Annotated in this window: 16 protein-coding genes and 4 pseudogenes; 11 read left to right on the top strand and 9 right to left on the bottom strand. The window is 72.9% G+C overall.

The annotated features are described in order from the left end of the window. Positions 1-232 precede the first annotated feature (232 nt). Positions 233-772: an Lrp/AsnC family transcriptional regulator gene (locus EAO71_RS19225; RefSeq protein ID WP_399755496.1), complete on the top strand. Its 540-nt coding sequence runs from the start codon at positions 233-235 to the stop codon at positions 770-772. A gap of 256 nt (positions 773-1,028) precedes the next feature. Here EAO71_RS19225 and EAO71_RS19220 read toward each other — a convergent pair whose 3' ends face one another. Both EAO71_RS19220 and EAO71_RS19215 read right to left on the bottom strand, forming a co-directional pair. Next, positions 1,029-1,622 (bottom strand): TetR/AcrR family transcriptional regulator, encoded by a 594-nt coding sequence (locus EAO71_RS19220; protein WP_147978828.1) that lies wholly within the window; start codon positions 1,620-1,622, stop codon positions 1,029-1,031. Continuing rightward, a complete protein-coding gene (locus EAO71_RS19215) occupies positions 1,619-3,217 on the bottom strand; it encodes a 3-hydroxyacyl-CoA dehydrogenase (RefSeq protein ID WP_147978827.1) in 1,599 nt (532 codons plus the stop codon). The genes EAO71_RS19220 and EAO71_RS19215 overlap by 4 nt, the downstream gene beginning before the upstream one ends. A 124-nt stretch (positions 3,218-3,341) precedes the next feature. Here EAO71_RS19215 and paaN point away from each other — a divergent pair, with 124 nt between their 5' ends. Continuing rightward, a complete protein-coding gene (gene paaN / locus EAO71_RS19210; RefSeq protein WP_147978826.1) occupies positions 3,342-5,036 on the top strand; it encodes a phenylacetic acid degradation protein PaaN in 1,695 nt (564 codons plus the stop codon). A 22-nt stretch (positions 5,037-5,058) separates the two neighbouring features. Here the strand turns inward: paaN and EAO71_RS19205 are convergent, their stop codons facing one another. Together EAO71_RS19205 and EAO71_RS19200 are read right to left on the bottom strand one after the other, a co-directional pair. Continuing rightward, on the bottom strand, positions 5,059-5,841 hold the full coding sequence (locus EAO71_RS19205; RefSeq protein ID WP_261992184.1) for a TrmH family RNA methyltransferase: 783 nt from the start codon (positions 5,839-5,841) through the stop codon (positions 5,059-5,061). Next, a complete protein-coding gene (locus EAO71_RS19200) occupies positions 5,838-6,866 on the bottom strand; it encodes an HTTM domain-containing protein (RefSeq protein ID WP_222723561.1) in 1,029 nt (342 codons plus the stop codon). The genes EAO71_RS19205 and EAO71_RS19200 overlap by 4 nt, the downstream gene beginning before the upstream one ends. Before the next feature lie 215 nt (positions 6,867-7,081). On the opposite strand from EAO71_RS19200, the pseudogene EAO71_RS38930 reads away from it, so the two are divergent. Then, a pseudogene (locus tag EAO71_RS38930) lies at positions 7,082-7,300 on the top strand (hypothetical protein); the annotation flags it as partial. Here the strand turns inward: EAO71_RS38930 and EAO71_RS38925 are convergent. Beyond that, a pseudogene (locus EAO71_RS38925) lies at positions 7,277-8,152 on the bottom strand (DUF5819 family protein); the annotation flags it as partial. The pseudogenes EAO71_RS38930 and EAO71_RS38925 overlap by 24 nt on opposite strands. Before the next feature lie 113 nt (positions 8,153-8,265). Between EAO71_RS38925 and paaA the strand changes: the two are divergent. From paaA to EAO71_RS19160, 6 genes are all read left to right on the top strand, one after another. Continuing rightward, complete coding sequence (gene paaA / locus EAO71_RS19185) at positions 8,266-9,342, top strand: 1,2-phenylacetyl-CoA epoxidase subunit PaaA (protein WP_147978825.1); 1,077 nt, start codon at positions 8,266-8,268, stop codon at positions 9,340-9,342. Beyond that, positions 9,339-9,626 (top strand): 1,2-phenylacetyl-CoA epoxidase subunit PaaB, encoded by a 288-nt coding sequence (gene paaB, locus EAO71_RS19180; RefSeq protein ID WP_147978824.1) that lies wholly within the window; start codon positions 9,339-9,341, stop codon positions 9,624-9,626. The genes paaA and paaB overlap by 4 nt, the downstream gene beginning before the upstream one ends. Beyond that, positions 9,623-10,345 carry a 1,2-phenylacetyl-CoA epoxidase subunit PaaC gene (gene paaC / locus EAO71_RS19175; protein WP_261992183.1) on the top strand — a complete coding sequence of 241 codons (723 nt, stop codon included), beginning with the start codon at positions 9,623-9,625 and terminating at the stop codon, positions 10,343-10,345. The genes paaB and paaC overlap by 4 nt, the downstream gene beginning before the upstream one ends. Then, positions 10,339-10,836, top strand: coding sequence for a 1,2-phenylacetyl-CoA epoxidase subunit PaaD (gene paaD, locus EAO71_RS19170; RefSeq protein ID WP_147978823.1), 498 nt, complete (start codon positions 10,339-10,341; stop codon positions 10,834-10,836). The genes paaC and paaD overlap by 7 nt, the downstream gene beginning before the upstream one ends. Next, positions 10,837-11,898, top strand: a complete 1,062-nt coding sequence (locus EAO71_RS19165) for a 2Fe-2S iron-sulfur cluster-binding protein (protein ID WP_147978822.1) — start codon at positions 10,837-10,839, stop codon at positions 11,896-11,898. It begins immediately after the preceding gene. 106 nt (positions 11,899-12,004) lie between these two features. Further along, on the top strand, positions 12,005-13,138 hold the full coding sequence (locus EAO71_RS19160; RefSeq protein WP_147978821.1) for an acyl-CoA dehydrogenase family protein: 1,134 nt from the start codon (positions 12,005-12,007) through the stop codon (positions 13,136-13,138). Positions 13,139-13,210: 72 nt separating this feature from the next. Here EAO71_RS19160 and EAO71_RS19155 read toward each other — a convergent pair whose 3' ends face one another. Both EAO71_RS19155 and EAO71_RS19150 read right to left on the bottom strand, forming a co-directional pair. Further along, positions 13,211-13,555 (bottom strand): rhodanese-like domain-containing protein, encoded by a 345-nt coding sequence (locus tag EAO71_RS19155; RefSeq protein ID WP_147978820.1) that lies wholly within the window; start codon positions 13,553-13,555, stop codon positions 13,211-13,213. Between the two features lie 54 nt (positions 13,556-13,609). Next, positions 13,610-14,449: a J domain-containing protein gene (locus EAO71_RS19150; RefSeq protein ID WP_399755334.1), complete on the bottom strand. Its 840-nt coding sequence runs from the start codon at positions 14,447-14,449 to the stop codon at positions 13,610-13,612. 41 nt (positions 14,450-14,490) lie between these two features. Between EAO71_RS19150 and EAO71_RS19145 the strand changes: the two are divergent. Then, positions 14,491-14,607: pseudogene (locus tag EAO71_RS19145) on the top strand (DUF2252 family protein); the annotation flags it as partial. A 151-nt stretch (positions 14,608-14,758) separates the two neighbouring features. Here EAO71_RS19145 and EAO71_RS19140 read toward each other — a convergent pair. Together EAO71_RS19140 and EAO71_RS19135 are read right to left on the bottom strand one after the other, a co-directional pair. Continuing rightward, positions 14,759-16,207 (bottom strand): DUF2252 domain-containing protein, encoded by a 1,449-nt coding sequence (locus EAO71_RS19140; RefSeq protein WP_147978819.1) that lies wholly within the window; start codon positions 16,205-16,207, stop codon positions 14,759-14,761. A gap of 322 nt (positions 16,208-16,529) precedes the next feature. Continuing rightward, entirely contained in the window at positions 16,530-17,675 is a 1,146-nt protein-coding gene (locus EAO71_RS19135) for an ABC-2 transporter permease (RefSeq protein WP_147978818.1), read from the bottom strand. Positions 17,676-17,802: 127 nt separating this feature from the next. On the opposite strand from EAO71_RS19135, the pseudogene EAO71_RS19130 reads away from it, so the two are divergent. After that, positions 17,803-18,237 (top strand): annotated as a pseudogene (locus tag EAO71_RS19130) (MarR family winged helix-turn-helix transcriptional regulator); the annotation flags it as partial. Positions 18,238-18,484 lie beyond the last annotated feature (247 nt).

The following is an 18,484-nucleotide window of genomic DNA, read 5'->3' as shown; positions in this document are numbered from 1 at the left end:
GCTCTTGGACTGTCGAACTGCGCTGTTGCAACGAGTCCACCTCCTCGTGGGAGCGGGCATAAGACCCGAAGGCGGGTGGCGCGGGTGTGGCGCGCCTCACCTACCGATTGTTCGGTCGTGGAGGCATTTTGGCTACAGGCACCCTCAGCCTGTGGACAAACGGTTCTCCACAGCCTGGGATAGAGACATGTCGTCCATGGGAGAGAGGCGGGGGGACATGGCGGATGAACAAATGGCCGACGGCTGGGAGCGAGCCCTGAACCAGAGCCCGGGCCCGGCACAGGCCTCGGCCGGGGGCGGACCGCCCCAGGGCCCTGCCGCGCGCCCGCTCGACGCCGTGGACCGCGACATCCTGCGGATCCTGCAGACGGACGGCCGCGCGTCGATACGCTCCGTCGCGGAACGGGTCCATGTGTCCAGGGCCAACGCGTACGCGCGGATCAACCGGCTCATCGACGACGGGGTGATCCGTGGCTTCAGCGCCCGGGTGAACCACGAGCGCGCGGGCCAGGGGGCGTCGGCCTACATCACGCTCAAGATCGTCCAGAACTCCTGGCGGACCGTGCGCGAGCAGCTCCAGGCCCTGCCCGGAGCCGCGCACATCGCCCTGGTCAGCGGGGACTTCGACGTCCTGCTGCTGGTACACACCCCCGACAATCGCACGTTGCGGGAGCTGGTGCTCACCAAGCTCCAGTCGATCCCCGAGGTGCTGTCGACCCGCACCCTGCTGGTCTTCGAGGAGACCGACCTGGACCCCGACCACCTGGGCTGATCCCGCCGGCCGCCGTACGGGCTCCTCCGGCGCCCTCCGCCGGCACAGGGCCGTGCGGGGGAATCCCCGGCCGCGACGGGCGAGACCCCGCCTCGGAGCCCGGACGCCGAGCCCCGAGGCGGTCGGGGGAGCCGTCCCCCGGTCCGTCCGCGGCCCGGCGGCGTGCCCCGCCGGGGTCCCGGGCACTTCCCGCGCCGCCCGTCCCGCGCCGCTCGCGGCAAAATCGGAATCGGCGAAGGCACCGCCCGGACAGGTCCTAGCGGGCCGTGCGCAGCCCGTCGAAGGCCAGGTGCACGACGGTGTCCGCGAGCTGCTCGCGCTCCGTCTCGGCACCCGGGTGCGGCCGGTACCACTCCACCAGCGAGTTGATCATGCCGAACAGGAGCCGGGTGGCGAGCCGTATGTCCACGTCCGCGCGGAGGTCGCCGTCGGCGGCGGCCGCCTTGAGCAGATCGGCCACCTTCTGGTCGAACTCCCGGCGGCGCTCCAGCGCCCACCGCTCGGTCGACGTGTTGCCCCGGACCCGCAGCAGCAGCGTGACGTACGGCAGCTCCGCCATCAGCACCTCGACGGTGCGGCGGGTGACGTACTCGACCTGGTCGATGGCCCGGCCACGCCCGGCGCCCGGCTCGTCCAGGATCGCGAAGAGACCGTCCAGGGCCCGGCTGACGGCCCGCCGCAGCAGCTCCTCCTTGCCCGCCACGTGGTGGTAGATCGAGGACTTGGAGATCCCCGCCGCCTTGGACAGGTGCTCCATGGAGGTTCCGTCGTAGCCGCGTTCGTTGAAGACCCGCACGGCGACCGAGAGCAGCGTCTCGGGGGTGTAGGTGTCGCGCTTCGCCGTCGTCACGACGCGACCCCCTCGCCGGCCGCCTGCCGCTCGGCCCCGTCCCGCGCCGCCTGCTCGGCGGCGACCCGGCGCCGCAGCGCCTGGGAGGGCGCGTAGCGGCCCGTCGGGTACTCCTCGTGGAGGTTCGACAGGGTCTCCAGGACCCAGTCGACGCCCAGTTCCGCGGCCCAGGCCAGCGGCCCGCGCGGGTAGTTGACGCCGAGCCGCATCGCGGTGTCGATGTCGTCGGCGTCCGCCACCCCGCGCGCGGCGGCGTCGAGGGCGAAGTCGGCGAGCATGGCGACGGTCCGCGCGACGATCATGCCGGGCACGTCCCGGATCACGCTGACCTTCTTGCCGGCGGCCTGGAAGAGCCCGATCGCCTCCTGCAGCGACCGGTCGTCCACGGTCACGGCGGGCGCGAGCACGATCCGCTCACAGGTGCGGTAGTCCAGCGCGAGGTCGAAGTGGACGACGGGCATCTCGGCGTCGTCCGCGGCGGTGCCGTCGGCCAGGAAGAGCCGGGTCCCGCTCGGCAGCTCGATCCAGCCCGGGTATCCCGGGACCGCGTCCTCCTCGAAGTCGACGACGACGCCCGCCTCCTGGAACAGCCCGGCCAGGGGCGCGGCCTGGTACAGCTCGCCCTGGACGACCACGGAGGCCGGCGGGGCCGCGGGCGGCGCGGTGTGCGGCGCGGGCGCCGCCGCGTCCGGCCCGTACGGGAACCAGCCGTGGCCGGACTTGCGACCCAGCCGCGCCGACTCCACCAGCCGGCGCTGGGCGAGGGACGGCGTGAACCTGGGGTCCTGGTGGAAGGAGTCCCAGACGGAGCGGGTGACGGCCTCGTTCACGTCCTGGCCGATCAGGTCGGTCAGCTCGAACGGACCCATCCGGAAGCCGCCGCACTCGCGCAGGGCCGCGTCGATGGTCGCGGGGTCGGCGACGCCCTCCTCGTACACCCGCAGCGCCTCGGCGTAGAAGGGGCGGGCGATCCGGTTGACGACGAAGCCGGGGGTGTCGGCGCAGCGCACCGGCGTCTTCCCCCAGCCCTTCGCCGTCTCGTACGCGCGCGTGGCGGCGGAGGCGTCGGTCGCGAAGCCGCTGACGACCTCCACGAGCGGGAGCAGCGGTGCCGGGTTGAAGAAGTGCAGTCCGACGAACCGGCCGGGGAGGCGCAGCCCGCCGGCGATGGCGGTGACGGACAGCGAGGAGGTGTTGGTGGCGAGGACGGTGTCGTCGCCGACGATCTTCTCCAGTTCGGCGAACAGCTGCCGCTTGACGTCGAGTCGCTCGACGATCGCCTCGACCACGAGGGCCGCGTCCGCGAGCTCCGTGAGGTCGGCGGCGGCGTACAGCCGCGCCACGGCGTCCTCGCGCGCGGCGCGGTCCATCCGGCCCTTCTCGACCAGCCGGTCCAGGCGGGCGGCGAGAGCGGTCACGGCCTCCTCGGCACGGCCCGGGACGCTGTCGTAGAGGCGGACGGGGTGGCCGGCGACCAGGGCGACCTGGGCGATCCCCTGGCCCATGGTGCCCGTGCCGACGACGGCGACGGTGCGGCTCCGGTCGATGGCGTCGGCCCAGGCGTCCGGCGCGGCGTCGCTCACATTGGCGGTCATACGACTGATCCTCCCCGATGGGTTGTCCACAGCTTCGACAGACCCCCTTGTCCCGACCGATCGTTCGGTTACTCTAACTCTGTCCGCCTGTCCCTGCCCAGCTCGACGAGGAGTTGGTCCCGCAATGGCCGCCGCTCAGCTGACCACCGACGCCCTGGCCGAGAAGCACCGGTCCACACTCGACCAGGCTCTCGACACCATCCGCACCCGTGCCTACTGGTCGCCGCACCCGGAGCACCCCAAGGCCTACGGCGAGAACGGCTCGCTGGACGCCGCCGCCGGACTCGCCGCGTACGAAGCGCTGCTGAACGGCCGGTTCGAGCTCGACCAGCCCGGCACCGACGGCTGGACCGGCGGCGAGGTCTCGCCCTACGGCCCCGCGCTGGGCGTGGAGTACCCGCACGCCGACATCGACGTCCTGCTGCCCGCGATGCGCGCCGGCATGGGCGCCTGGCGCGACGCCGGAGCGGAGACCCGCGCCCTGGTGTGCCTGGAGATCCTCGCCCGGATCTCGGCCCGCACCCACGAGTTCGCGCACGCGGTCATGCACACCAGCGGCCAGGCGTTCATGATGGCGCTCCAGGCCGGCGGCCCGCACGCCCAGGACCGCGGCCTGGAGGCCGTGGCCTACGCCTACGCGGAGCAGACCCGCACCCCCGGCAGCGCCGACTGGTCCAAGCCGCAGGGCAAGCGTGACCCGCTGCAGCTGTCCAAGCAGTTCACCCCGGTCGCCCGCGGCATCGCGCTGATGATCGGCTGCAACACCTTCCCCACGTGGAACGGCTACCCGGGCCTGTTCGCGTCGCTCGCCACCGGCAACCCGGTGCTCGTCAAGCCGCACCCGCGCGCCGTGCTTCCGCTGGCACTCACGGTCCGCGTGGCCCGCGAGGTCCTCGCCGAGGCCGGCTTCGACCCGAACCTCGTCGCGCTGGCCGTCGAGCGGCCCGGTGAGGGCATCGCCAAGACCCTCGCCGTCCGCCCCGAGATCCGGATCATCGACTACACCGGTTCCACCGCCTTCGGCGACTGGCTGGAGTCGAACGCGCGCCAGGCGCAGGTCTACACCGAGAAGGCGGGCGTCAACACGGTCGTCGTCGACTCCACCGACGACTACAAGGGCATGCTCTCCAACCTGGCCTTCTCGCTCTCGCTGTACAGCGGCCAGATGTGCACCACCCCGCAGAACCTGCTGATCCCCCGCGAGGGCATCAGCACGGACGCGGGCCCCCGGTCCTACGACGAGGTCGTCGCCGATCTCGCCGCGGCCGTCGGCGGTCTGCTGGGCGACGACGCCCGGGCCAACGCCCTGCTCGGCGCGCTGGTGAACCCCGACGTGAAGGCGCGCCTGGAGGCCGCCGCCGGTCTGGGCGAGGTGGCGCTGGCCTCCCGCGAGGTGGCGAACCCGGACTTCCCGGACGCCGTCGTGCGGACGCCCGTCATCGTGAAGCTGGACGGCTCCAAGCCGGACGCGGAGGCCGCGTACTTCTCCGAGTGCTTCGGCCCCGTCTCCTTCGCCGTCTCGGTCGACTCGACCGCCGACGCCCTGGAGCTGCTGCGGCGCACGGTGCGCGAGAAGGGCGCGATGACGGTCGGCGCCTACACGACCTCGGCCGACACCGAGCGCGCGATCGAGGAGGTCTGCCTGGAGGAGTCGGCGCAGCTCTCGCTGAACCTGACCGGCGGGGTCTACGTCAACCAGACCGCGGCGTTCTCCGACTTCCACGGCTCCGGCGGGAACCCGGCGGCCAACGCGGCGCTGTGTGACGGCGCTTTCGTCTCCAACCGGTTCCGGGTGGTGGAGGTCCGCCGCCAGGCCTGACCCACGCGATCGCGGGGACCCCTCAGGGGGTCTCCGCGATCTCCGCGTAGCGCTGGACCCAGGCGTGCATGGCGATCGCCGCCGCGGCGCCGGCGTTGATGGAGCGGGTCGAACCGAACTGGGCGATCGAGCAGACCATGGCCGCGTGCCGGCGGGCCTCCTCGGTGAGGCCCGGCCCCTCCTGCCCGAACAGCAGCACACAGCGCCGCGGCAGCACGGTCCGCTCCAGCGGCACGGCGCCCGGCAGGTTGTCGATCCCGATGATCGGCAGGTCCTCGGCCGCCGCCCACGCGGTCAGCGACTCCGTGTCGGGGTGATGCCGCACATGCTGGTAGCGGTCGGTGACCATCGCCCCGCGCCGGTTCCAGCGCCGGCGGCCCACGATGTGGATCTCCTTCGCCAGGAAGGCGTTCGCGGTCCGCACCACCGACCCGATGTTGAAGTCGTGGCCCCAGTTCTCCACCGCCACGTGGAAGTCGTGGCGCCGGGTGTCCAGGTCGGCGACGATCGCCTCCCGCGTCCAGTACCGGTAGGGGTCGACGACGTTCCGCCGGTCGCCGGCGGCCAGCAGCTCGGGGTCGTAGCGCTCGCCCTGCGGCCAGGGCAGCGGATGCGGCCCGACACCGACCTCGGGGGCGAACCCCTCGTCGTACTGGGCCGGCTCGTCCCCGGCCGTCCCCGGCCCTGCCGTCCCCGGTCCGGCAGTCTCCGATCCGGCCGTCCGCGGGAGGACCGGCTCGTGCGGGGTGGGCCGGGTCGGGCCCGACGGCTCGTACGACACGCTCGGCTGTTCGGTGGTGCTCACCCGACGAGGGTACGGGGMGACGGCTCCTCGTCCGCACGACGCTGCTCGGGGACCGCCTCGTCCCGGCGCCGCGGGAACAGCCGGTCCCTGCCGCGCCCGACCCGCGTGCCCAGCCAGACCAGGAACGCCGTCGGCAGGAACACCGCGTCGGCGGAGATCATCGCGAGCGAGAAGAAGGGCAGCCCGAGGAGCAGCGCGATCCCGGCGTGCTCCAGCATCATCGCGACCAGCAGGACGTTCTTGACCTTGCGGTTGAACAGGGTGAAGGGGAAGGCGACCTGCACGGCCACGGTCCCGTAGGTCAGCAGCAGCACGACCAGCGCGCTGGAGCCGAGCAGGTCGGAGAGGGCGGGCCAGGGGGAGAAGTAGTCCAGCTTCAGCGGGTAGTACAGGGCCGTGCCGTCCTGCCACCGCGATCCCTGGATCTTGTACCAGCCGGCCGTCGCGTAGATCAGGCAGACCTCGGCCATGATCACGAGCAGCGCCGCGTTGTGGGTGAGGTTGGCGATCACGTCGAGCAGGGTGCGCGGCTCGCCCGGTGCGTGCCGGCAGGCCAGCCACCACAGCGCCTGCCCCGCCCAGAGCGCCCAGAGCAGCACGACGAGCCACCACTCGCCGGTGACCCCGGAGTGGTACGTGGCGACGAGCAGCAGGACGCCGAGCACGGTCCACAGCACGGGTCCGACGACGTCCCGGCGGGGTGCCGCCCCGAGACCGGCCGCACGCTCCTCGCGGGCGAGGCGGCGGGCGTCGAGCGACCAGACCTGGGAGCAGCGGGTCAGGACGAGGTAGAGCGCGGCGAGGTGCACGACGTTGTCGCCGCCGTCGCCCATGAAGATGGAGCGGTTCTGCAGTGACAGCACCCCGGCCATGAAGACCACGGACACGGCGCGGGTGCGCCAGCCCAGGAGCAGCAGGACGGCGGAGAGGACGGCGAGTCCGTAGACGATCTCGAACCACAGACCGCTGTCCGTCCACATCAGCGCCGTGAAGGAGTGGTTGTCGGCGATCAGCTGCCGGCCCATCTCCCAGGACCACGGGCCGTCGGGGCCGTACAGCTCGCGGCGGTGCGGCAGCTCGCGCAGCAGGAAGAGCAGCCAGGTGAGGGAGAAGCCGATCCGGACGATCGCGGTCTGGTACGGACCGAGAGCCGAGCCGGTGACGCGCTGGACGGCGCGGGCGAGCCGGCGGTCGAAGGGTTCGCGGGCCGCCGCCGTCCGCCCCTGGGGCGGCGAGGACGGTGCGGGCCGCGGGGTGGCCGGGTCGAGCCCCCTTCGACCGCCGGCTCGCCCGCGCCGTCCAGCGCGTCACCGGCTCGGCTCTCGGTCCGTACCAGACCGCGATCGTCCGGATCGGCTTCTCCCTCACCTGGCTGCTCTTCCTGCTGCGCGAGCTGCCGCACCGCCGCGAGCTGTACGGCCCCGACGGCCCGTGGTCCTGGGAGATGGGCCGGCAGATCGGCGGCGGTCACCGACCACCAGGGCAGGTCCCGGTGGTGGGGGGCGGTGCTGGTCCTCTCCCCGCTCCAGGACGGGGACTGCACGGCGCGGGTCTCCGAGCGGAGCTGGATCTTCTCGACCTCACCGCCGAGACGCTCCCCGTCGAGGCGGAGCATGACGATCCGGCGCAGGTAGTTCTCCGAGAGCCGGCCGCGCAGGCCGTTGGGGCGGAAGTCGTCGGTGTGGGAGTTGAGGTAGAAGTCGAAGGCCCGGCGCAGCTCGTTCTGGTCGACGTGGCTGGGCAGCAGACTGCCGCGGATCGCCTCGGCGTCCTGGGCCGACAGGTCGATCCACCCGGTGGTGCGCCGGGTGCCGTCGTCGGCCGCGAGCTCGGCGCGGACCTGGACGGCGATGTTCTGCTGGAGCGGGTTGGGAGCGAAGAGCTTCCAGTTCTGCTCGAACTCGGGGTAGACCCAGCCGTCGACGGCCTCACCGTGCTGTTTGGTCAGCGTGTTCGAGGGCGCGACGTGCAGGAACACCATCGAGAGGTGGACGCAGGCCAGGACTCCGATGACGGCCAGCGCGACGGCCGCGACGACCTGGTACGGGAGGGACAGCGCGGCCATCCCCGCGCCGGGCCGGCCGCCGTCGAGTCCGGAGCCGGAGGCCTGCACGGGGTCCGGCTCCTCGGCCGGTCCGGATCCGGACATCGAGCCGGATATCGGGCCCGATATCGGGGCGGGGCCGGGTATCGAAGGGTGATCGGGCGGCGGGTCGGTGGCCGGGGCGGAGGCGCCCGTCGCCGTGTCCGGAGCCGCCGTGCCGGGGGCATCCCGGCCCTCAGGCGCGCTCTCGTCGCCGTACGAGTTCATCCCCGCCCCGATCCCGCTCGGTCCACCCCGGTTATCCACAGGGTTGACACCATACGGGCCCCCGACCCACCATTGAAGTCATTCAACCGAACGATCGGTCGGTAGGGAGTCCGATGACCGCAGGGACAGCAGCGACAGCAGTGACCGCGGAGGCGCAGGCCGGACAGGGCGCGCAGGCCGGTGACGACGCGGCCACCGCGGCGACCCACGCGGCCTACGAGGCCGTGTTCGACGCCGCCGTCGCCGCCGACGAGCGCATCGAGCCGCGCGACTGGATGCCCGACGCCTACCGGGCCTCCCTCGTGCGCCAGATCGCACAGCACGCCCACTCCGAGATCATCGGCATGCAGCCGGAGGCCAACTGGATCACCCGCGCGCCCTCGCTGCGCCGCAAGGCGATCCTCATGGCCAAGGTCCAGGACGAGGCCGGCCACGGGCTCTACCTCTACAGCGCCGCCGAGACGCTCGGCACCAGCCGCGACGAGCTGCTCGACAAGCTCCACTCCGGCCGCCAGAAGTACTCCTCGATCTTCAACTACCCCACGCTGACCTGGGCCGACGTCGGCGCCATCGGCTGGCTCGTGGACGGCGCCGCCATCACGAACCAGGTCCCGCTCTGCCGCTGCTCCTACGGCCCGTACGCCCGCGCGATGGTCCGGGTCTGCAAGGAGGAGTCGTTCCACCAGCGCCAGGGATACGAAGCCCTGCTCGCCCTGTCGAACGGCACCGAGGCCCAGCACGCCATGGCGCAGGACGCGGTCGACCGCTGGTGGTGGCCCTCGCTGATGATGTTCGGCCCGCCCGACGACGAGTCGGCGCACTCCGCGCAGTCGATGGCCTGGAAGATCAAGCGCCACTCCAACGACGAGCTGCGCCAGCGCTTCGTCGACATCGCCGTCCCGCAGGCCGAGGCCCTCGGCCTCACCCTCCCCGACCCCGACCTCCGGTGGAACGAGGAGCGCGGACACCACGACTTCGGCGCCATCGACTGGACCGAGTTCTGGGACGTCCTCAAGGGCAACGGCCCCTGCAACGAACAGCGACTCGACAAGCGCCGCAAGGCCCACGAGGACGGCGCCTGGGTCCGGGACGCCGCCGCGGCGTACGCCGGCAAGCACACCGACCGGCGCACGGCCGGCCGACAGGACGACCAGCACGCGGACCAGCACGACGGGGAGGCACGGGCATGACCACCAACGGATGGCCGCTGTGGGAGGTGTTCGTGCGCTCGCGCCGCGGACTGTCCCACACCCACGCCGGCAGCCTGCACGCGCCGGACGCCGAGATGGCCCTGCGCAACGCCCGCGACCTCTACACCCGCCGCAACGAAGGCGTCTCGATCTGGGTGGTCCCCTCCGCCGAGATCACCGCCTCCTCGCCCGACGAGAAGGACCCCTTCTTCGAACCGTCGGCCGACAAGCCCTACCGCCACCCGACCTTCTACGAGATCCCGGACGGGGTGAAGCACCTGTGAGCGACACCGCCGTGATCACCACAGCCGCCCTCGCCCTCGGCGACGACGCCCTCGTGCTCTCCCACCGGCTGGGGGAGTGGGCCGGCAGCGCCCCCGTCCTGGAGGAGGAGGTCGCCCTCGCCAACATCGCGCTCGACCTGCTCGGCCAGGCACGCATCCTGCTCTCCCTCGTCGGCGACGAGGACGAGCTGGCCTACCTCCGCGAGGAGCGGGCCTTCCGCAACAGCCAGCTCGTCGAGCAGCCGAACGGCGACTTCGCCCACACCATCGCCCGCCAGCTCTACTTCTCCACCTACCAGCGACTGCTGTACGGGGAGCTGGCCACCGGCGACGGGCCGCTGGCCGGACTCGCCGCCAAGGCCGTCAAGGAAGTCGCCTACCACCAGGACCACGCCGAGCACTGGACCCTGCGCCTCGGCGACGGCACGGACGAGAGCCACGCCCGCATGCAGCGGGCCTGCGACGCCCTGTGGCGCTTCACAGGCGAACTGTTCCAGCCCGTCGAGGGCCTCGACGTCGACCTGACCGCCATGGAGAGCACCTGGCTGGCCTCCGTCACGGACGTCCTCACCCGGGCCACCCTCACCGTGCCGGAGGGCCCCCGCACCGGCGCCTGGGCCGCGGGCGCCGGACGCCAGGGCCTGCACACCGAGTCCTTCGGCCGGATGATCGCCGAGATGCAGCACCTGCACCGCAGCCACCCGGGGGCGACATGGTGACCATGACGGCCCTGGAACAGGAACTGAGCCGGGTCGCCGGCGCCGTTCCCGACCCCGAGCTGCCCGTCCTCACCCTGGAGGACCTCGGCGTCCTGCGCGGCGCCAAGGTCCTCGGCCCCGGCCGGGTCGAGGTCGAACTGACCCCGACCTACACCGGATGCCCGGCGATCGAGGCCATGTCGGCCGACATCGAGCAGGCCCTCCACGCCCACGGCGTGCCCGAGGTCACCGTCGTGACGGTCCTCTCCCCCGCCTGGTCGACGGACGACATCACCGAGGAAGGCCGGCGCAAGCTCGCCGAGTTCGGCATCGCCCCGCCGCGCCCCCAGGGCCCGGCCGGCGGACCGGTACCGCTGACCCTCGCGATCCGCTGCCCCCACTGCGGATCCACCGACACCGAACTGCTCAGCCGGTTCTCCTCCACCGCGTGCAAGGCACTGCGCCGCTGCACGGCCTGCCGCGAACCGTTCGACCACTTCAAGGAGTTGTAGATGTTCCATCCGCTCCGGGTGAGCGAGGTCGAGCAGCTCACGGACGACTCGGTGGCCGTCACCTTCACGGTCCCGCCCGAGCTGCGCGAGACCTACCGCCACACCCCCGGCCAGCACCTCGCCCTGCGCCGCACCACGCGGGACGGCGAGGAGATCCGCCGCACCTACTCCATCTGCGCCCCGGCCACCCCGGCCGGCGAGGACCCCGTCCTGCGGGTGGGCATCCGGCTGGTCGACGGCGGCGAGTTCTCCACGTACGCGCTCAAGGAGCTGACCGCCGGAGACGTCGTCGAGGTCATGGAGCCGATGGGCCGCTTCGTCCTCGACCCGCGGCCCGGGCACTTCGCGGCCGTCGTCGGCGGCAGCGGCATCACCCCGGTCCTGTCGATGGCGGCCACCCTGCTCGCCCGCGAGCCCGAGGCCCGGTTCTGCCTGGTCCGCAGCGACCGCACCGCGTCCTCGACGATGTTCCTCGACGAGGTGGCCGACCTCAAGGACCGCTACCCCGACCGCTTCCAGCTCGTCACCGTCCTCTCCCGCGAGGAGCAGCAGTCCGGACTGCCGTCCGGACGCCTCGACCAGGACCGGCTCACCGCGCTCCTGCCCGCGCTGCTGCCCGTCGAGGAGATCGACGGCTGGTTCCTCTGCGGCCCCTTCGGCCTCGTCCAGGGCGCCGAGCGGGCCCTGCGCGGACTCGGAGTCACCCGCGGCCGGATCCACCAGGAGATCTTCCACGTCGACGACGGCTCCGCACCCGCCCCGGCGGCCACGGCCGGCGCCCCGGTCCACGCCACACTGACCGCCACCCTGCACGGCCGCTCCGGCAACTGGCCGGTCCAGGAGGGCGAGACGCTCCTCGACACCGTGCTGCGCGCCCGCGCGGACGCCCCGTACGCCTGCAAGGGCGGCGTCTGCGGCACCTGCCGCGCCTTCCTCGTCGGCGGAGAGGTGCGGATGGACCGCAACTTCGCCCTCGAACCGGAGGAGACCGAAGCCGGTTACGTGCTGGCGTGCCAGTCCCACCCGGCCACCGCGGACGTGGAGTTGGACTTCGACCGCTGACGTCCGCGGCCGTCGCCCCCCGCCCATTCCCTTCCGGTAGAACCTGTTCTATCTTGACGGTCCGTCAGACGGCGGACCGTCAGGACAGGAACGGGAGGGCAAGGCCGTGGACTTCACCTTCACCGAGGAACAGCAGGCAGCCGTCGAAGCGGCCAAGGCCGTCTTCTCGGGCACCGCACCCGACGCCGTACCCAGCCCCGCCCTCACCCCCGGAGCGGTCGCCGACGACCTCGACCGACCCCTCTGGAAGCGCCTCGCCGACGCCGGACTCCTCGGCCTCGTCCTCACCCCCGAACACGACGGCGCCGGCCTCGACACCACCGCCCTCTGCCTCGTCCTGCGCGAATCGGCACGAGTCCTCGCCCGCGTCCCCCTGCTGGAGACCTGCGCCGTCGCGATGACCGTCGAGCGCTACGCCCCCGACACCACAGCGGCCGACCTCCTGCCCCGCGTCGCCCGCGGCGAACTCGTCCTCACCGCCGCCCCCAACGGCCGCAGCGGCCACGACGCCGCCGAACTGGCCGTCACCGCCCGCCTCGACGACACCGACTGGATCCTCGACGGCACGCAGAACGCCGTCCCCTGGGCCCACACCGCGGACCGCATCGCCGTCCCCGCCCACACCGCCGACGGCCGGACCGTCCTCGCCCTGATCCCCCGCACCCACACCGGCCTCACCCTGGCCGAGCAGTACTCCACCAGCGGCGAACTCCTCGCCGCACTCACCCTCGACTCCGTGCGCCTCGCCGGCACCGACGTCATCGACACCGACGGCGCCTGGGACTGGCTGCGCGGCGTCCTCGCCACCGGAACCTGCGCCCTCGCCCTCGGGCTCGGCGAGAGCGTCCTCGCCATGACGAGCCAGTACACCGGGAAACGCGAACAGTTCGGCCACCCCGTGGCCACCTTCCAGGCCGTCGCGGTCCAGACCGCCGACCGCTACATCGACCTGCGGGCCATGGAGGTCACCCTCTGGCAGGCCGCCTGGCGCATCAGCACCGGAGCCGGCGGCCCACTCCCGCCCGCGGCGGACATCGCCGTCGCCAAGATCTGGGCCTCCGAGGGCGTACGCCGCGTGGTGCAGACCGCGCAACACCTGCACGGCGGCTTCGGCGCCGACACCGACTACCCGCTGCACCGCTACCACGCCTGGGCCAAACAGCTCGAACTCGCCCTCGGCCCGGCCACCGCCCACGAAGAGGCCCTGGGCGACCTCCTGGCCGCACACCCCCTCGGCTGACACGACGCCCGCTCGGACCGCGCGCCCCCCGGCGCTCCGGGAGAACCGGACCGCCGGGCGCCGCCACCACGATCAGAGAACGAAGGCCTGGCTGCCGCCGTCCGCCACCATCGGACGCCCCGCGCCGTCCCAGGCCAGCATCCCGCCGTCGACGTTCACGGCGTCGATCCCCTGCTGCACCAGGTACTGCGTGACCTGCGCCGACCGACCGCCGACACGGCACATCACATACGCACGCCGACCATCGGCGACCGCCTCGGTCACCTCACCGAAACGCGCCACGAAGTCGCTCATCGGCACGTGCAGCGCGTCCTCGACATGACCGGCCGCCCACTCGTCGTCCTCGCGGACGTCCAGCACCAGGGCGTCTGCGGGCACGGAGGCCACGTCCACCGAGGGCAGCGGGGCGAAATTCATGGGACTGGCCTTCTCTCGTCTGAACCGCCCGACCGAACGCGAGCTCTCTCGAAACTACTGCACCAGGGAGGCGAGCTCCGCCTCCCGCTCGGAGACCTGCGCGAGCAGCTGCTCCGCGATCTCCTCCAGCAGCCGGTCCGGATCGTCCGGAGCCATCCGCAGCATCGCGCCGATCGCGCTCTCCTCCAGCTCCCGCGCGACGACCGTCAGCAGCTCCTTGCGCTGCGACAGCCACTCCAGCCGCGCGTACAGCTCCTCGCTCTCGCTCAGCCGCTCCGGCTCAGGAGCCGGTCCGGCCGCCCACTCGGCGGACAGCTCGCCGAGGAGGCGGACGTCACCGCGCGCGTACGCGGCGTTCACCCGGGTGATGAACTCCTCGCGGCGCTTGCGCTCGTCCTCGTCCCGCGCCAGGTCGGGGTGGGCCTGGCGGGCCAGCTCGCGGTACAGCTTGCGTGCCTCCTCGCTCGGCCGGACCCGCTTCGGCGGCTGCACCGGCTGCTCGGTCAGCATCGCGGCGGCTTCGGGGGACAGCCCGTCGGAGTCGATCCAGTCGTGGAAGAGCTCCTCCACCCCGGGCATCGGCATGACGTTGGCGCGCGCCTCCTGCGCCCGCCGCAGATCCTCCGGATCCCCGGTCCTGGCCGCCTTGGCCTCGGCGATCTGCGCGTCCAGCTCGTCCAGCCGCGCGTACATCGGCCCGAGTCTCTGGTGATGCAGCCGGGAGAAGTTCTCCACCTCGACCCGGAACGTCTCGACCGCGATCTCGAACTCGATCAGCGCCTGCTCCGCCACGCCCACGGCCTTCTCCAGCCGCGCCTCGGGCCGCTCCGTACCGGGCTCACCACCCGCGCCCGCGCCCTGTTCCACGTCCACGTCCTCGCTCCGGTCCGTCACGCCTCCAGCCTACGGTCACCTCGGGGGGCCTCCCCCCTCCCAGCCCCTTCGCGTTCCTCCGGGGATCCGCCGGCCTCATGGCCCACGACCTCGCCGGATCACCCGTCACCGGCGTCGCCGCCCAGATATGCGGCGACGCCCACGCGGCGAACTTCGGCCACGTCCGCCGACGACCTCTGGGCCGCCCCGGCTGCGGCAACGCCACGCCACCTCGCGACGCCACGCGACGCCTCCGAGGTGTCCGGCCACCTACACCAGACACCTGACGCGGTCACCGAACGCCGGCCACCAGTCACCGGTCGCCGCGCGTCAGACGCCGAGTTCGGCCGCCATCCGGCCGTTGTTCACGGCCGTCACCAGGTCCGCGTGGTCCGCGGTGGTGCGGTCCGCGTAGGCCACGGCGAACGTGGCGATCGCCTCGTCCAGTTCCTCGTTCTTTCCGCAGTAGCCGGCTATGAGGCGCGGGTCCGCGCTGTGCGCGTGGGCCCGTGCCAGCAGGGCGCCGGTCATGCGTCCGTAGTCGTCGACCTCGTCCGGGGTGAGCGCCGCGGGGTCGACGCTGCCCTTCCGGTTGCGGAACTGCCGCACCTGGAACGGCCGCCCCTGCACCGTGGTCCAGCCGAGCAGGATGTCGCTGACGACCTGCATGCGCTTCTGGCCGAGGACGACGCGCTGTCCCTCGTGGCCCGGTTCCGGCGCGGCGAACCCGGCGGACGCGAGGTGCGGCAGCAGCGCGGACGGCCGTGCCTCCTTGACCTGGAGCACCAGCGGCTCGCCCCGGTGGTCGAGCAGCAGCACCACGTACGAGCGGGTGCCGACGCTGCCGGTGCCGACCACCCGGAACGCCACGTCGTGGACCGCGTACCGGGCCAGCAGCGGCAGCCGGTCCTCGGACAGGGTCCGCAGGTAGGCGCCGAGGGAGGCGGTGACCGCGGCGGCCTCCGCGTCCGGGACCCGGCGCAGCACCGGCGGCGCGTCGACGAACCGGCGGCCTCCGCCGTCCTCGTCGGCGACGGCCTCGGTCGACTTGGCGGCGAAGCGGGCACTGGTGTTGTTGCGGGCCTTCTCGGAGACCCGTTCGAGGGTGCCGAGCAGGTCGCGGGCGTCGGTGTGGGAGACGAGTTCCTCGTCCGCGATGGCGTTCCAGGAGTCGAGGACGGGGAGCTTGGCGAGCAGGCGCATGGTGCGCCGGTAGGCGCCGACGGTGTCGAAGGCGGCGGCCCGGCAGGTGTCCTCGTCGGCACCGACCTCGCGTCCGGCGAGGACAAGCGAGGTGGCGAGCCGCTTGAGGTCCCATTCCCAGGGGCCGACGACGGTCTCGTCGAAGTCGTTGAGGTCGATGACGAGGCGGCCCCGGGCGTCGCCGTAGAGGCCGAAGTTCGCCGCGTGGGCGTCGCCGCATATCTGGGCGGCGACGCCGGTGACGGGTGATCCGGCGAGGTCGTGGGCCATGAGGCCGGCGGATCCCCGGAGGAACGCGAAGGGGCTGGCGGCCATGCGGCCGACGCGTATCGGTGTCAGTTCCGGCACGCGGTCGCGGCTGGACTCCTCCACCGCGCGGACCGCGTCAGGGCGGTCGGGGGAGAGTGTCAGCGCACTGTGCGCGGAGCGCGGCAGGCGCGCGCGCAGGGCCTTGCCGTGTTCCTTGGGGGAGTCGGTCGTCCCCGCGGCGGCCCGCGGCGCGAACCCGGGTACGTGCGGCACCCGTGCGCTTTCCGTACCCCGCTGTCCCGGCACCGCTGCTTGGTAGTCGCCCATGGGACGCCCTCCCCCGACCTCGAACGACTCGCGCGTTCTGTCCAACATCAACTGGCCATGAAGGTACAGCCGGGGTGCCGGGGCCGTCTTCCCCTGTGGCCGAGTGACGACTTGGGGAGAACGGGGCCACCCGGACGCGCCGCGGGGGAGGGGTTTCGAACGGGTCGGGAGCAGCCGGCGCCGCCCGCCCGGGGCCCGCGCCCCGGGAGCCCGAGCGCCGAGCGCCCGAGCGCCGGGCGCCCGGCAGGAACGGCAGGAACGGCAGGAACGGCAGGAACGGCAGAACGGCAGGAACGGCAGAACGGGGGCGGCGGAACGCCTCTCAGACGCCGACGGCCTCTTCCAGCTCCTCCTCGATCTCCGCGTCCTTCTCCGTCCGGTCCCCGGTCGCGTTCGCGGGCGGGGTCCGGTCCGCGGCCCCGTTCGCGGCCCCGTCCGCGGTGGCGGCGCCGTGGGCGGGTTCCGGGGCCGGCGTCGGCGCGGGACGCCGGCGGGCCTCGGTGATCCCCGCCAGAGCGGTCAGGGCGACGCCGGCGAGGAACCACAGGGCCAGGACCAGGACGTGTCCGCCGAGAGCCCGGCCGTCGAAGTACACGTGGGCGCGGACGCCCTCGACGAAGCCGGCGCCGTTCCAGAAGGCGTGCAGGGCGGCGAAGAAGCCGGGCTGGAGTTCGGGGCGGTAGATGCCGCCGGAGCTGGTGAAGTTGAGCATCACGAACAGCACCATCACGCCGAGGGTGGTCCAGCGGCGCAGGAAGGTGTGGAGTCCGACGCCGATCAGCAGGATGCCGGCGGTGTAGAGCCAGGACAGGGCCCAGACGCCGGCGAGCCCGTGGTCGACGAGGTGGAACAGCGGTCCCGCGAAGACGGCGCCGATCAGGCTGACGGCGAGGGACGTCCCGGCGGCGAGCAGCGCGCGGATCCGCAGGGGCAGGACGGCCCCTGCGCCGCCGATGACGGCGACGGAGGCGTATGAGCCGATGCTGAGGGCGACGAGCAGGAAGAAGACGCCCTGGCCGGTGGGGTCGCCGTCCGACACGGGGGCGACGTCGGTGACCTCGAGGGGTGCGTCCTGTCCGGCCGCGACCTTGGTGAAGACCTTCTCGACGGCGAGGGCGCTGGTGTCGGAGGCGGCGGAGGCGATCAGGAGCTCGGGGTGGGCGCCGGGGACGTAGGCGCCGGAGGAGGACAGGCCGCGCAGGGCGGCGACGGCGGTCTCGCGGTCGGCGACGGTGCGGACGTCGAGGGCGCCGGCTCCCTTGTCGTGGAGGGTCTGGGCGAGGACCTGGGCGCTGGGGCCGGAGCCGACGACGTCGACGCGCAGGTCGTGGGGTTCGGGGGCGTGGAAGGCGCCGAGGTAGGCGAGTCCCATGCCGATGCACATCAGCAGGGGGGTGAGCAGGTGCCCGAGCACGTGCCGCACCGCGCCCGTGGTGCTCGGTCCTGCCGGGTGGGGTCCTGCGGACATCGGGCGAACCTCCATGGTTGGCTTTTACAACTAAACGACCGTTGTACTATACAACTGAGGCGGGACGCTCCACGCATCCCCGCACCCCACTGTGCGGACCCCCGCCACCGACGACGAGGAGCGCACCATGACCGGCGGCGCCCGCGAGGCCTCCATCGACACGATCCAGCGGGAGCTGACGGCCTTCGCCCGTCGGGCACGCGCCGCGGCGGCCCGGCTCCACCCCGAGCTGCCCCTGGTCTCGTACACGCTGCTCGCGCACATCGTCGACCAGCAGGGCTGCCGGGCGACCGATCTCGCCACCCACTACCTGCTCGACAAGTCGACGGTCAGCAGGCAGGTGGCCGGTCTGGAGAAGCTCGGCCTGGTGGAACGCCGGCCGGACCCGGACGACCACCGCGTCCAGGTCCTGCACCCGACCGCGGCGGGCGCCGACGTCCTGGCCTCCACCCAGGCCAGCCGTCTCGCCGCCTACGAGGAACGCCTCCAGGACTGGTCGGCCGACGACCTCGCCCGGTTCGCCGCGTACCTGCTGCGCTACAACTCCGCCGGCACGTCGGGCCTCCCCCAGACCCCGCGCGCCTCCGCCGTCGCGCGGGGACGGTCAGCGGGAGGTCCCGGAGACGTGCTCGGGGACGCCCGGCGCGCCGGCGGAGGCGCGCGGGGTCTGGGGGAGGCCCGACGTGCCGGCGGAGTTGTAGCGCAGCAGGTACGCGGCGAACCGGGCGAGGTCGTCGGCCGACCAGTCCTGGAGGCGTTCCTCGTAGGCGGCGAGACGGCTGGCCTGGGTGGAGGCCAGGACGTCGGCG

Source organism: Streptomyces sp. MS191 (assembly GCF_008042125.1).
Classification (GTDB): domain Bacteria; phylum Actinomycetota; class Actinomycetes; order Streptomycetales; family Streptomycetaceae; genus Streptomyces.
Note: the sequence above shows the minus strand (reverse complement) of the source record. Positions and strands in the feature narration are given on the sequence as shown.

Excerpts from the sequence above, each read along its gene's own strand:
- EAO71_RS19225 (WP_399755496.1), top strand. The coding sequence starts at position 233 with ATGGCCGACGGCTGGGAGCGAGCCCTGAACCAGAGCCCGGGCCCGGCA.
- EAO71_RS19215 (WP_147978827.1), bottom strand. The coding sequence starts at position 3,217 with ATGACCGCCAATGTGAGCGACGCCGCGCCGGACGCCTGGGCCGACGCC.
- paaN (WP_147978826.1), top strand. The coding sequence starts at position 3,342 with ATGGCCGCCGCTCAGCTGACCACCGACGCCCTGGCCGAGAAGCACCGG.
- paaA (WP_147978825.1), top strand. The coding sequence starts at position 8,266 with ATGACCGCAGGGACAGCAGCGACAGCAGTGACCGCGGAGGCGCAGGCC.
- paaB (WP_147978824.1), top strand. The coding sequence starts at position 9,339 with ATGACCACCAACGGATGGCCGCTGTGGGAGGTGTTCGTGCGCTCGCGC.
- paaD (WP_147978823.1), top strand. The coding sequence starts at position 10,339 with ATGGTGACCATGACGGCCCTGGAACAGGAACTGAGCCGGGTCGCCGGC.
- EAO71_RS19165 (WP_147978822.1), top strand. The coding sequence starts at position 10,837 with ATGTTCCATCCGCTCCGGGTGAGCGAGGTCGAGCAGCTCACGGACGAC.
- EAO71_RS19155 (WP_147978820.1), bottom strand. The coding sequence starts at position 13,555 with ATGAATTTCGCCCCGCTGCCCTCGGTGGACGTGGCCTCCGTGCCCGCA.
- EAO71_RS19140 (WP_147978819.1), bottom strand. The coding sequence starts at position 16,207 with ATGGGCGACTACCAAGCAGCGGTGCCGGGACAGCGGGGTACGGAAAGC.
- EAO71_RS19135 (WP_147978818.1), bottom strand. The coding sequence starts at position 17,675 with ATGTCCGCAGGACCCCACCCGGCAGGACCGAGCACCACGGGCGCGGTG.